Origin of the sequence: Lelliottia wanjuensis (genome assembly GCF_030238365.1) — a bacterium.
GTDB lineage: Bacteria > Pseudomonadota > Gammaproteobacteria > Enterobacterales > Enterobacteriaceae > Enterobacter > Enterobacter wanjuensis.
In genome coordinates this window covers 14,180-27,072 of record NZ_JASSOT010000058.1, presented here as the reverse complement: position 1 = coordinate 27,072, position 12,893 = coordinate 14,180, and the positions used below count along the sequence as shown (strand labels likewise).

Sequence of the window (12,893 nt, the reverse complement as noted above, 5' to 3'; positions counted from 1 at the left end):
AGTGATATCCATATATTAACAAATAACAACACTACAAACCTAAATGACCTCTTTATAAAATTGGATGATTTTACTTTCTCGATAATAAACATTTTTGATTACACCTTACTATACAGGCTGTTGCGTTGTTCTGGATTGCTTTTGATACAAAAATAATCTCTTTCCCACTCTCTATCTGTCACCGCTGACGGTATCCGGCGTATACGGCTGGAAAAGCGGTAACGAAACGCATCGGGCACGGTACTGAGATCGGCTTTAATGCTGTAAGCCGTCCCGCGCTTTTTACCGTTGACTACCACCCTCTTCTGACTGAGCTGTAGCGGGTCTCGCTGGCGATCAATCAATTGTGGTGTCTGCAGCAACAACAACCGAAAAGGCAGCGCAAAGCTGGTGACGTAATCCACGTTCAGGATCCATTGCGTTTAATCGCAATGAGCAGTCCCACGATAAAGACCAACACCCCGATTAACCCCAAAAAGATCTCAACCTGATACATATATTCGTCCTCAGCGCACCAGCGCTTCCTGTATCGTAGATATCTTCTCCAGCTAACCAGCAAAGTCAGCATGTTTCAGACGAAGTTTATTGTTAATAAGAACAAATTCAAAATTCTCAGAATGGTCACATAGCTCAGACAGGCCAGGAAGTTGGTTATTTGCTGAAGAGCCGACATACGCTATCATTTCATCGTCACTGAATTCAGCACTACTGATGGCATCGCACACGCCATTCACAAAGTGTCTCTGGTCATTTTCCAGATAGTAGTACAGGCCTTCATCATCGTCATCCGCAGGATAATATTTCCTGCTTTGCTCTTTAGCCGATAAAGCATTATCCCGGTGTTCTTTTATTGCCAGCGTCTGTGGCTCTATCGTAATCTGGCTCAGCGGACTCAGTTCATCTATGACAGATGCAGAGTACTGGTCAAACAACGCCTCCGTCATTTCCTCTGGTGGATTATCTTTATTTTCAGGCAGGAATGTCATGTCCCAGTGGACAGGAAAATCAAGGTAGGATTTCACCTTTGCAACATTTTTCTCCCGCAACGCGCTCTGAAATTGCTGAAACTGAGTCAGCATTTCACGCTTTTGCGCGTCATTAAGCGGAACTGGAACATCTACTTTTTCAGCAGGTTCAGGCTTGTCAATATCCGTCAGATCCAGGAGCACAGGAGTCATCTGGTACATAGATTGCGCTATAACAATTTTTCCCTGTAGGGTGATTTTTTTGCCAACCATTCGTTCGTATTCCGGGTATTTATCTGAAGGAATAATTAACTGAACATACCTGTCCCATTGAGCCTGATCCATATCGGCTCCTGAAACACACTGAAGATCAACGGTTTTTAACTCAAGATCAGTTTCTTCATGCACACGATCTTCTTCAACTGCGTATTTTCTTTGGGTTACCACGCCGTTCAGCGTAATATTTTCACCCTCTTTATAGCAGTACCTGGCTGTAGCAGCAGAATCTAAAATATACTTTCCTTTACTTTCATCAAATGCAAAACGAGAATTATAGTAGATTTCAGTAGGTTCATTATATAAAAGTGAAGAATGTTTATATCCATCAAGACTTCGTGGGCAATTCTCAGGACGATTAAGCATCATATCTCTGAACGCTGACCATGATTTTTTTAAGCTGTCACGACCTATAGGTATATCAGTATCTCCAGTCAGATCTTTCGATGTATTATCCATGATATACTCAAAATTATTAGCTTCCAGTGCTTTGCAAAATGCTGTTGTGTTTGCTATATAGAGCGTTTTTTTCTTCTGTGATTCCGGAGAAAGTAAACTCTTTAATAATTTAATGTTTTCATGCTCTGTTTCAGTGATAAGTGCATCGACATTTGTAAATGCAGGATGATACCAGGGTTGCTTCCTAAAATATTCATCCATTTCCCCGCCAGCAATAAAGGTATAGCCATAACGGGCATAAATTTCATTGAGCATGATTTTCAGGTCATCAACATTTTTTGCATTTGTATCTGCAGTTCTTAACGTAAGCAGAGTACGGGAGGCTTCAGGATATTCACCAGGAAGGGTGATATTTTTTACCTGAGGAATGAATTCATTATGATCGCCATAATTTAATAAGGTGCCTTTCATTCCTTTTGGGATGACCCCTTCTTTTTCTGAAGTCGCAAGAAGCTCCACACATCGTATATTTTCATCACCGGTAACCGTAACCGTGTTGTCCTTCTTCTCCATAAATTGCAGAGAACACCATGGTGCGCCATCTGAGATGGAGCCATCATCAGGTATGACCCGTTGCCAGTGATCTGAAGTCACCGAATCGGCATAAATACCAAGCCATTCATCTGCCGTATACTCATCACTTGCCCCTCCCACAAAAAATTCGCTACTATCACCAAAGAATTTAAAATCACCGGATTTGTAATCTGTTTTCTTCCCCTGGTAATAAATCGGCTTATCTTGATTGTTTACATCTCTCGCCATTCCGGCCATTGTCACGCTGGAAAGCAACAACCCTGTCAGGGTCACAAAAATATAATTCTTTATCACTTTGCCTAACCTTTAGTTACAGGATTATTTTCATTAGTTACTGGGAATGATGTGCTTAAGTAACCTCATCACACAGAGGAAGATACTCACAAGAACATATTTATTCACTGAAAGCAGTTGCTGTGATAATCATTCATTTAATCTCTTCAGCGGTTGCAGAACAGATATTCCCTATAACATGCTGAGGTATAAAAATGAGGGTGTCTTTCAAAAAGTCACTTCCTGCATGCATTTGCTCTGCGCCAGTATCGCAGTTGATTGTAGAAGCAGATGCCTGGCTCCATTCACAGGAGTCGTGTTCTCTACAGGCTCATCATAGCAGTCATATCTTTTATCCATGACAATTATCATTTTATTACAATGCCTCTGCGTACCACTTACTTTTTGTTGTTCCATTTCTGATATGGAATTATCATTCAACAACATATCCAGTAAATTTATCGATTTCGCATACAGGAAGTCGGTTCTAATTATCATGAATGCCGGAAATATCAGTCAGCAAGACGGGTGAATTATCATTAGCAGTGGCGGCCAGTTCAATACGGCCATCGATGGTTACATGATGATTTAAATAGCGGCTGTCTATTTTATCACTATCTATCAAATCTATCTGCATAGATTTATTCCAGTTCGGCGAATCACGGGTCTCAGCGCCAGTGACGCACGTCAGGGGCTTATCAGGATAAAGAAACCAGTCATATACTTTCTCATCTGTTTCAGGATTTTCTCCCCAGCCAGGAGGGCCATAGAACATCTCTTTTTTCAGTACGCCGGAAAAAGAAACCCTGTCACCTTCTTTTAAACACGCAGCCGTTGCTGAAATGTTAAACATAACGAGCACCGTGAATAGCACATGCTGTACAATATTCTTCATTTTTTCTGGCCTTATCATCTGTGCCAATGGATTATTACTGCAGCACCAGTAATTTTTCAGAGGTCGTTTTCGTTACCTCACCACTGCCGCTGCCGACAGCCTCCATATCCGCGCGAACAACGTTCACCTGCCCAGGATGCGCCGTATCCGGTTTGATAATATCGGAATCGGAGAGTTCCTCTTCAACGTTGACGTTATACGAAATCGGTGCGATATCACGTATCCACTGCTTTTGCTGAATATCATAAAGATAGAGTGGTGCCCATGCGCCCATATACGACCCGGTATGGATAACCGCCCGGTCCCGCCCGCTGTTATCCAACGACGGCAGTGTGATAATGCCTTCAATCAACCGATCGGTGACGTTGACGGGCGCAACACCGGGATCGCTGCTCCATAGCAGACTATTACACTCTGTCTCTTCGGTGCACACCTCTCCGGTACGGGGATCGAACGACGTTGTCCAGACGTAGCTGACATGTTTACCATCAAACTTCCCCTTAGCAACGGAAGCATCTGGCTTTTCGCCCGATTTCTCCTTCTGGTTATAGCGCGTCACGCCATCTGTTTCGCCGGTAATTCGCCAGCCCTGAGGCAGCTTTCTGACCAGAAACTCTGCCGGGTAATTTGCTTCGTGCCCGGAACTGAGCGTCACGTTTTTGACAAAAGTCACCCGCACATCGTCCCTGCCGGATTGTGACTCTTCATCGCCTGCAGGCTGAATCATCAACTGGCTGGCAATACGCTGAACGTAGTACGCCTCATTCTTTTTCACAAACGCCTGCTCGCTGGCAGTCACCTGCTGCACAGACATCGATTTTCCGTACCATTCTACCTGATCGGCATAAACCATCTGCGGCTGCGCATCAGCATGGTGATTAAAAACGTCATTCCAGCGGTCCAGGAGCGCATTAATTTGTTGCTTATCGGTCGCATTAAGCACGACCTCCGCTGAAGAAGAAAAACTCACCAGACTCAGTAAAATAAGCGACGCGCTGGTCGCTGTGCGTGCATAATTAAGATTCATACTCTTCCTGATAATGAAATATCAATAAACAAACTGCTTAACCAGTGCCAGTTTCACCTGGCTTGCGTACAGAAATAACAAAGATACGTTGCTTTTCATCCGGCGTTCCTGCACTGGCCGCGACCAAAACCTGCACCACCATTAAAATATGCAGGCCATAACCACCAAAAGAATGCGCACAGACCTGGTACGATTCTTTGCTGGCTATGTTTCCCTGGTTCAACATAATCTGGCGCTGGCAGCATCTTTTACTTACCCGCAGATCAGACACCGTTATGAATCATTTTTTCTTCATATTCCGGACCTGATCCGGAAATGCCCTGAACATTGCGCCATTCGGCCTGGCTATTCCCATTTTTTCCTGTGTGGCATTCGCGGCTTTGTTGATTGCCGAAATATCTAATTTTTCCTGTGCAATAACCGCAGGTGCCACCATCGACTGGCAGTACTGACGTCGCTGGCGGATCCACTCCCGTTGCGCATCGGTATGCTCAGTACTGTTCATTACCACCAGCCAGCGGGCCGCTGCCCTGCGCCATAACCCTGCGGCTTCCAGCTTTTGAGCAGTGGCATCATTAACCCTTTCAGACATCGCTCCCCCTTCTTCTTAACATCCTCAGCCACCGGTCTTTATGTAGAAGGCGATAAAGGACAGACCGCCGTCGTTATTCCCGTGCTCTTACTGAGCCGGGCCAGCACCATCTTCTGGTGTCCGTCTTCAGCTTCCGTCAGCCAGTCACAGGCCATTCCGTTGGGCACCGGGCAACAAATCATTACGGCACTGTCGGTATCCGCAAATTCATCCGGCTTTTTTGGCACCGCTTTGCCGGTACATCCTGCCAGCAGCAGGGTGGTTAACAGCACGCATAGCACTTTTAGCATCAGGCAGCCTGGTCAGAGAGGATGCGGCGCAGGCAGGCTATCTGCAGCACTGCCGGAATGGTCACCCGGTAAGCGCTGCCGCTGACGGCTTTCACCCCGTTCAGCGCTGCTCCAAAAGGACCGCCCAGACCCGCTCCGCGCAGCAGACCATGCCCGACAACACCGATGGCGGCGTGCGTACGCAGGATTTTACTGAGTTGCCCTGAGAGCAGGTGCGATACGCCCGCAGCCAGTTTCTTGTCCTGCATCAGTTGAGGAAGCAAGGCTTCCAGCTCAGTGACCTTTGTATCCACTGCCGCCAGGAACTCTGCCTTATGCGCTTCATCCATCTTCTGCCAGCTGTTGCGCAGGAAATGCTCCAGCAGGCTCTGCTCTATCTCCAGGGTGAACATGGTTTTGTCGGCCTTCAGCTTCAGGCGCTTGCACACATCCATCAAAATGGCCCGGTACAGCAGGCCATGACCACGCACCTTATTGGCGATACTGTCACCGCCAAAATGCTGCAGCTCACCGGCAATCAGCTTCCAGTTGCGACGATGCTGTTCTGGATGGTTTTCAAGCGCTTTAAACTCGCCATGCTTCAGTAATTCACTGGCAAGCCGCTGCTTTCCCTTATCGTCGTGTGTCAGTAATTCGGTAATCACCTTTAACTGCTCTTCTGAACAGTGTTGTAAAAAATGCAAATCTTCGTCGTCTTTGTACGTCAGTCCCACAATAATTTCCTCGCAATAAACAATAGTGAAACCAGAGGCGCCGGGTTAACGGCAAAATAAGAAAATACGTTGTTATTTTTGTGTGACGGATATCCGGACATCGTCAGGTAGCGCGCTGATTCATTAATGGCGCGCTGTTTCGCTATGCCAGATTTTCAATGGCCTGAAAGAAGACGTCTTCGGTCAGGGTGCTTTTCATCGTGCTCGCCTGATGCTCTTCCCGAATAAACCAGCCACCTTCCGGTTTCATGCTCAGATAAAATCGCTTTCTGCCGGGTTTGTGATCTGGTGTGTCAACGGTGAGCGTGACACAGCCTGTGCATCCATCCTGGTAAAGCTGTTCCGGCTGAATACTGACGCTGCGAATGTCGTTCTGCAGTCTGATGGTGGTGATATCGTAACGGGACACACCGCTGTTAAGACTGCGCCCCACGGTACTCAGGTCCTGCAGGGATATTGTCGTGATAACCACCTCAATGCCGGTGCCATCAAACCACTGCTGTATCTGCCGGGCCAGCACGGCCATTCGCTCACAGAAGGTCCGGATATCATCCTCAACTGAGCCGCCACCGGGCGTGGCTGCGTGTTGCTTTTGCTGCACTTTTTTAAAAAACTGTTCCCTGACTGACACCTTATATCCCCGCTTTTGATGTGTTGCCTGACGCTGTCATCCTGTTCATTCTGGCTCTTAGCCTGTACTGCCGTTCACGGGCTTTACCCACCGAACGGTAAGTGCGCCCGGGAAATTTCACCGCCAGTTCGCACAGCGGCAGATGCGCATATTTCTTCAGCAGCGCCTGCTCTTCCTCACTCCACATTTTCTGCCGGTTTTCCCCACCGCCCAGAAATGTAATCCCCAGCTCACAGGCCCTGATTTTTACCGCGTCCGTCGACCTGCCCGGCAGGTATTTTGATACTGCGGTTCCCTCCTGCGGGTAGTGAGCGGCCAGAATGCATTCTTCTTCCCGGCTCCAGCCTCTCGCGCTCACTACCCCCAGCCTGCCTGCCATCCAGGTGACCATTCCCGGTGTACGCTCCGGCAGCAATGCCCTCACCGCTGCATTGCCTTCCGGGTAGTGAGTGCGCAGGATATCTTTTTCGGCTTCTGTCCAGGCGGGTCCATTTCTGCGTGAACATTCCAGCGCGCCCGCCGCAGAGCGAACCGACTCTGGCGAGCGGCCAAGATATTCTGCGATTTCCACTGCCGTCATATCCTGGCGATAGTGCTTTTCCACAAAATCCAGCTCGCGCAGTGTCCAGGGCGACCGGTGGTTCCGGTAAGGAGGGAAGTAGCTCATCTGCCCGGTTCCCGCTGCACGACAAGCGCATAGCGAGCGGTAAGCTGCTTCAGCGCTATTTCTGTCTGGCTTTGCAGAGCAACAGGAGACTGCCCCGGCGGTATTTGTGCCAGTTGCCGCAGTTGCTCTTCCACCGGTACCGCGCGGTTAAACGACCGGGTGATGTCATACACCATGGTTTTCAGCTCACTCCCCGTCAGATAGCGCCCTTTCCGCTCATCCAGCGCGTTCAGTTTATCGCTCAGTTGTTGTAACTGTGTCATGCCCTGATGCCAGCCGTTGAGGTTTTCAGCAGGAAGCGCCGTGGCATTAAGTTCCTGCTGCCACTGTTGCGCCAGTTTCTGGCTCTGCTCTGGCCACAGTGCCTGCATCTGGCGAACCAGCTGATTACCGTACTGTTGCGTCCAGATCGGTGACTGGAGGGTAAGGCGATTGAGCTGTTGCTGCGTTTGCTGAACCAGGTCACCCGGCAGGTTGCCTTTCTGTCTCAGGCTCGCCAGTTGTTGCTCTGTCAGCGCCGCCGGCAGCGGTGCCAGCGAAGCATTCAGTTGCGATATCAGTGGGTCTGGCCGCTGAAATACCTGCCAGCCCCACAGCCCTGCGCCGCCTAACACCAGCATGGAAAACGCGCCGATTGTAAATGATTTCCAGGGACACACCGACGGTGGGAGTTCTTTCGCCACAACTACTCTGGGTGCAGGCTCTTGCTGTGCCACAAATATCCACTGCGTGGCAGTTAGCTGAGTACTTTCGGTCGCCGTAGCTGACGGTAGCACGACGCCCTCATGCGCAGCTTCCTGGCCAGTATCACCACTATTTTCCAGCCGCACCGCCGCGTTATGCAGTTGTGAACGCAAAGCCTCCAGCTGGCTGACGTGTTTCAGTTCAAGGCGCTGCAAAACTTCGCCCATATCGGATAAATGCTTCTCTGCCTGGTAGAGTTTTCCCAGGTCGGTATACGAGAACGACAGCGTACGCACCACCTGTTGCAGGCGCTGACTGAGGCTCGTCAGAATTTCCATCCGGGCGTGTACCGGCTGCGGCCAGAGACTGCCCCACTGGTGTGAGAGCAGCGCATCCATTACCGCCAGCCCTTCACACAGTCCGTCCAGTCCGGCAAGACGGGTGCGTGCCAGCGTATACCAGGCTGCAGTTTGTAACTCCATGCCGTTCTGACTGAAAAGGTTGAGACAAAGCGTCTCCACGTGCTGCCAGTCCACATCCGGGCGGGCCGGATGTGTCAGTTTGCTGAGTTCATCGCGCAGTTTTGCATAATCCGGCAAGGCCCGCGGGTCGCCTCCGGGCCGCAGACGTTGCGGAGTTCCGTAAGACATCTGTGATATCCCTCAGCTAATCAGTCGTCACCAAAGACTTTCAGCGTCGCCATATCCGAGGAGTTCACCGTATGCCCGGAGAAGGTGATTTTCGACACGCAGCGCTTGTTGTCATTATCACTGTTAATGTTAATCCAGTCGGTGGTGGTGCCTTCCTTAATTTCCGAAGGGACATTCAGCGTCTGGCTGCTGCCTTTAGCCGCCTTAAAATAAACGGTAGCCCCACTTAAGTTCAGGTCCCCATGTTCAGCGGTCAGTTGCAGACGTTTTATCACCCGACAGACCGGGATTTTCAGCGCCAGGTCATTCGTTTCATTACGTGGCATGGCAATCACGCCCAGTGCTTTATGATCGTTCGCCTGAACGGACAGGCTCAGCAGTAAGCCGGTTAACAGGCACGGTAATGCAAGACGACATTTTTTCATCTTCAGGTTCTCTGTGGTTAGTGTGAATAATGGTTCAGCCCCGGAGAATATTCCGGCCAGGGCAACCGGTCAGCGGCTTAGCCACTCTGGAAGGTGAGCCCCAAGCGGCATCGCCGGGGTGGTAAAGCGCAGCGGTGTTTTCTCAAGCCTCAGCGCAGTATTAAAGTAGTGCAGTTCGCCAAAGGGTCCGGTTTCGGTTGCCATACAGGCAGCAATCCATTCTTCGTCCGAACCTGTGGCTTTTTGCCATCCATCCACCAGCCCCTGCTGTTGCAGCCAGGTAGCGGTGCGGCATAGCGAGACGTCCACCTGCCAGGCTCCGCCTTCACGGCTCTGACGCTCCAGTGCCATCAGAACGCCAAGCGTGGCAAGGTATCCCGTCAGGTAGTCATTCGGATAAGTGGGTCCGAGCTGAGGTCTCTGATTTTCCCCCTGCGCCATCGCCATACCCGTACAGGTCTGCGCCAGTTGTTCAAAACCGGGGCGATTTTTCCACGGGCCAGTGTGACCGTAGCAGTTCAGGTTCACGGCTATCAGATGCGGGTTCAGTTGCACCATTTCCGGAACGCTCAGGCCGTAGCGTCCCAGCGCTTCCGGGCGATAACTCTGCACAAACACATCGCCGTCACTCACCAGCCGTGCGGCGGTCTGCTGGTCAGCCAGCACGGACAAATCCAGATACGCATTGCGCTTGCCGTGGTTGGTGTCCACATCGAACGGCAGAATGCGTGGCCGGTGCGGCGAGGAGATATGCAGCACATCCGCTCCCATCTGCGCCAGACCCCGGGTGGCGGTCGGTCCGGCAATCACATGGGTAAAATCCAGCACCCGCAGGCACTGCAGTGTTTGCTCTGTACCATAGAGCCGGGAGCGCGGTGCGCTGTCGCTCACTTTCGTCAGACGAATCAGCGGTTCAGCACAGACTACCCGCCCCTGCGGATGAGCCTGCCACTCCTCAAAAGTGCGAACCACGGCACCGCAAAGTCCGGCATCCGCGAGTGTGGACTCCAGGTATTCGGCGTTCCAGGTCATCACAGCATCTGCAATGCAGCTGCGGTTATTGGGCACATTGAGGATATCCAGAATGCCGTCGCGCAGCTTCGGGTAGCCCCCGTGCAGAAATATCCAGCGGCTATCACCGGTGCGGTAGAAATCGGTTGTCGGATAGTCCGGGTCGTTGTACTGCCAGTTGTGCCCGTTCTGGCGCTGGAAAGCGACTGCATACGTCGAGGCCGCTGCGCTGTGGTAGTCCACCGTAATCTGCTGCGGGGCCATACCCTGCTGCACACGGAGTGAGTCCAGCATCACCCCCTGCAGAGCCAGCACAGCAGCCGCCGCTTCGCCGATACGAAAAGGCATCGGGTATACCGGGTCGGCACCGGTCAGCGTGACCCGGTCAGCAGGAAAAGCATCCAGCCCCAGTTCACAGCAAAGGTTTTCGAACAGGATGTATGCACTCATAGCAGGATGCTCCAGTTGTTACGGATGTTTTTATCTGACATCAATACCTGTAGCTGATGCTCCAGGGCGTCGCAGTGTGCGATATCCCGTCATTACGCCGCTTCGGTATCTGTGCTGTCCAGGCTCTGCCAGTACTGAAGCGCCACCGGATCGGCAATGTATTCAACCTGCCCATGATGGCGCTCCACTTCGTTAATGATCTTCGCCAGCTCCACCCGGAAGAACTCTTTACGCAGATTAATTCTATTCATCCGGTAGTGCTCAAGGTGTTCATGTAACACTTTCTCCAGAGCCGGGGCATCATCACAGGAGATCATTGCATGGACATCAAAATCAAACGGCACCGAGGCATCACTCAGCTCTTTAACCCTGTCCATTGGTTCAAGCCGCCGGGTCATGCCTACTTTATAAACATTCTCACCGAAGGAGCCGATGTTCGAAATGATATAGACGTGCCCCTGCCGGGTGAGCTGAGCCATGGATTTGGCTCTTTCATACTGCTGGTGAACCGCCGCAATTTGTTGCTCCAGCTCAACACGCTGCCTTTCCAGCTCCGTCTTGTGCGCACCTTCCGCAGCCAGAAGCGCTTCCTGCAGCACCCGCTGCTGCTCTTCGAGACGGTGCTGTTCTTCTTCCGCTTCCTGCTGTTGTCTGCCCAGCTCATCCTGGCGTTGCTTTTCCTCACGCATCTGGCGCTTAATTTCTGCCTGATATTCCTTCTCTTCCTGCGCTTTTTCCAGTAAGGCAACCTTATCAAGGAATTGCTGTCTGACGCCGTTCCAGTCGGCATTATCCTGCAATTCAAGATGGGTGATTTTTTCACGAATAGCCGCATACCCGGCCATCTCTTTTCTCAACTGGTCGTACTTACTTTGCCAGTTATTGATGGTGGTGCCTGCAAGCAGCGTTTTCGCTTTAAAGGTATATGCAGAGTCCACGATGCGCTGCAGCGCACGGGAGGATTTGGCTCTGGTTTCGTTAAACACCTCTTCACGGCGGGCAAGGCGTTTGCGCTCACCGTACATCACGCGCTCTACCTCATGATTTACCCGTTCAGTAAAGGCATTCTCTTGTTGCTTCAGCTTTTCCCTGGCCTCTTCAAGTTCTGCCGTGCGTTGTTTAAATCCCCGATAAATAAAATAGCGAACCAATATGCTAACCAGAATCAACAGACCGAAGAACAGACCAATAATCCCGGCAGGTCCGGATGCAGCCTCAATAAAGCGCTCGTTGATATTAATTAACACTCTTATTACGGCATAAATAGCCCATAAAATGACACCAAGAATAATCAAAATACCTGAAGCGGCATCACCGCCACTTTTTTTTCTGGCCATATATCAGTCCTTTGCTGTTTAGAAAATAACTGAGGGGAAAAATCGACATAACGGCTAAAGCTATGACATAGCTCGTGCAGTGAGGAATTGTTGATTTTTCAGATGCCGGATTAATACTCGTCCTTCCGGCATAAATTCTGTGCCGTAGCGCACCAGCCCAATCCCCTTAAGTTCTGCATCAATGGCGTAGCGCAACTCACCTGGCACTTTCTGTTCGAGCAGGGTCACATTGAGGGACTGCAAACGAGGTTCATACTTGAGCAGGACACCGGCCAGCGTTTCGATCAGCTCGTGGGCTGTCCCGGGCATGCCTTGCAGAATTTTGGTCATATCCGGCAAACCATAATCTGGTAGATGGGATATGGTCCCGGCCCGGGCATTCAAAATACTCTGGATGTTATCCAGCACGGATAAAATTACCTGGTCTTCTTCGTTTACAACTTCAAGGGGAAGGTCTCCTGTAAAGTTGCCAGTAAGAATTTCGTATAAAGATGCTGATTTTCTATCCAAAGTAAATACCATGTGGGATTAAATATTAATTGGGCTCAGGAAGATACGTTTTAATATAATATTCCCTTGTTCTTTGGAACCATTCCGCACGTCCAAGTCAAGCTCCTCTCGCGGCAGTTTAAGATACTCGCAAAATGTCATGAATGAAATATCACCTCAATATACTTGATTTATAATCATTTCATTTTCTGCACTTTCTCACAACAACCAAAAATAGTATTAGCATAGCACTGGATAATATTAACGGGGCAATATAGACGAGACTGGCAATTTCTCCGTATTTTTCTAAAAGAGCAACGAAAACATTTAACTCAAAAACATCATGGTGATTTCGCATATGATTTTTCAATGAAAAAATGAAACTATTCACCACATTAAAAAATAGAAGACCAATCAATATGTAGAATCTAACTTTGAATCGATTGGGTGTGTTTTTTAGCAGAAACAAACAACTAAAAATCAATAGAAGAAAATTGAAAATAGTAACCATTAAATCAAATCGAA

Annotated in this window: 14 protein-coding genes and 1 pseudogene; all 15 read right to left on the bottom strand. The window is 49.7% G+C overall.

Going from position 1 to position 12,893, the window contains the following annotated elements; genetic code table 11:
- Window positions 1-191: 191 nt before the first annotated feature.
- A pseudogene (locus QQF33_RS10655) lies at window positions 192-413 on the bottom strand (DNA-binding protein); the annotation flags it as partial.
- A gap of 135 nt (window positions 414-548) precedes the next feature.
- Window positions 549-2,528 (bottom strand): DUF4459 domain-containing protein, encoded by a 1,980-nt coding sequence (locus tag QQF33_RS10650; RefSeq protein ID WP_285143840.1) that lies wholly within the window; start codon window positions 2,526-2,528, stop codon window positions 549-551.
- A 466-nt stretch (window positions 2,529-2,994) separates the two neighbouring features.
- Complete coding sequence (locus tag QQF33_RS10645; protein WP_285143841.1) at window positions 2,995-3,402, bottom strand: DUF4431 domain-containing protein; 408 nt, start codon at window positions 3,400-3,402, stop codon at window positions 2,995-2,997.
- Between the two features lie 34 nt (window positions 3,403-3,436).
- Window positions 3,437-4,429, bottom strand: a complete 993-nt coding sequence (locus QQF33_RS10640; RefSeq protein WP_285157782.1) for a hypothetical protein — start codon at window positions 4,427-4,429, stop codon at window positions 3,437-3,439.
- Between the two features lie 37 nt (window positions 4,430-4,466).
- On the bottom strand, window positions 4,467-4,700 hold the full coding sequence (locus tag QQF33_RS10635) for a hypothetical protein (RefSeq protein ID WP_285143843.1): 234 nt from the start codon (window positions 4,698-4,700) through the stop codon (window positions 4,467-4,469).
- 9 nt (window positions 4,701-4,709) lie between these two features.
- On the bottom strand, window positions 4,710-5,021 hold the full coding sequence (locus QQF33_RS10630; protein WP_285143844.1) for a PerC family transcriptional regulator: 312 nt from the start codon (window positions 5,019-5,021) through the stop codon (window positions 4,710-4,712).
- A 38-nt stretch (window positions 5,022-5,059) separates the two neighbouring features.
- A complete protein-coding gene (locus QQF33_RS10625; RefSeq protein WP_285143845.1) occupies window positions 5,060-5,311 on the bottom strand; it encodes a hypothetical protein in 252 nt (83 codons plus the stop codon).
- A complete protein-coding gene (gene msyB, locus QQF33_RS10620) occupies window positions 5,311-6,024 on the bottom strand; it encodes an acidic protein MsyB (RefSeq protein WP_285143846.1) in 714 nt (237 codons plus the stop codon). The genes QQF33_RS10625 and msyB overlap by 1 nt, the downstream gene beginning before the upstream one ends.
- A 142-nt stretch (window positions 6,025-6,166) precedes the next feature.
- A complete protein-coding gene (locus QQF33_RS10615) occupies window positions 6,167-6,655 on the bottom strand; it encodes a hypothetical protein (RefSeq protein ID WP_285143847.1) in 489 nt (162 codons plus the stop codon).
- Window position 6,656: 1 nt separating this feature from the next.
- Entirely contained in the window at window positions 6,657-7,322 is a 666-nt protein-coding gene (locus QQF33_RS10610) for a hypothetical protein (protein ID WP_285157781.1), read from the bottom strand.
- Entirely contained in the window at window positions 7,319-8,656 is a 1,338-nt protein-coding gene (locus QQF33_RS10605) for a VasL domain-containing protein (protein ID WP_285157780.1), read from the bottom strand. Before QQF33_RS10605 ends, QQF33_RS10610 begins: the two co-directional genes overlap by 4 nt.
- Before the next feature lie 20 nt (window positions 8,657-8,676).
- The gene (locus QQF33_RS10600; RefSeq protein WP_285143850.1) at window positions 8,677-9,081 is read right to left on the bottom strand and encodes a DUF2541 family protein; all 405 of its coding nucleotides are present in this window, start codon (window positions 9,079-9,081) and stop codon (window positions 8,677-8,679) included.
- 69 nt (window positions 9,082-9,150) lie between these two features.
- Window positions 9,151-10,542, bottom strand: coding sequence for a CoA transferase (locus QQF33_RS10595; RefSeq protein ID WP_285157779.1), 1,392 nt, complete (start codon window positions 10,540-10,542; stop codon window positions 9,151-9,153).
- Between the two features lie 92 nt (window positions 10,543-10,634).
- Window positions 10,635-11,879, bottom strand: a complete 1,245-nt coding sequence (locus tag QQF33_RS10590) for a GIY-YIG nuclease family protein (protein ID WP_285157778.1) — start codon at window positions 11,877-11,879, stop codon at window positions 10,635-10,637.
- A 60-nt stretch (window positions 11,880-11,939) separates the two neighbouring features.
- Entirely contained in the window at window positions 11,940-12,389 is a 450-nt protein-coding gene (gene tssE, locus QQF33_RS10585; RefSeq protein ID WP_285143853.1) for a type VI secretion system baseplate subunit TssE, read from the bottom strand.
- Window positions 12,390-12,893: the final 504 nt, after the last annotated feature.

Bases quoted from the DNA above. Each gene is read 5' to 3' on its own strand.
- QQF33_RS10645 (WP_285143841.1), bottom strand. From the start codon at position 3,402: ATGAAGAATATTGTACAGCATGTGCTATTCACGGTGCTCGTTATGTTT.
- QQF33_RS10640 (WP_285157782.1), bottom strand. From the start codon at position 4,429: ATGAATCTTAATTATGCACGCACAGCGACCAGCGCGTCGCTTATTTTA.
- QQF33_RS10630 (WP_285143844.1), bottom strand. From the start codon at position 5,021: ATGTCTGAAAGGGTTAATGATGCCACTGCTCAAAAGCTGGAAGCCGCA.
- QQF33_RS10625 (WP_285143845.1), bottom strand. From the start codon at position 5,311: ATGCTAAAAGTGCTATGCGTGCTGTTAACCACCCTGCTGCTGGCAGGA.
- QQF33_RS10610 (WP_285157781.1), bottom strand. From the start codon at position 7,322: ATGAGCTACTTCCCTCCTTACCGGAACCACCGGTCGCCCTGGACACTG.
- QQF33_RS10605 (WP_285157780.1), bottom strand. From the start codon at position 8,656: ATGTCTTACGGAACTCCGCAACGTCTGCGGCCCGGAGGCGACCCGCGG.
- QQF33_RS10600 (WP_285143850.1), bottom strand. From the start codon at position 9,081: ATGAAAAAATGTCGTCTTGCATTACCGTGCCTGTTAACCGGCTTACTG.
- QQF33_RS10595 (WP_285157779.1), bottom strand. From the start codon at position 10,542: ATGAGTGCATACATCCTGTTCGAAAACCTTTGCTGTGAACTGGGGCTG.
- QQF33_RS10590 (WP_285157778.1), bottom strand. From the start codon at position 11,879: ATGGCCAGAAAAAAAAGTGGCGGTGATGCCGCTTCAGGTATTTTGATT.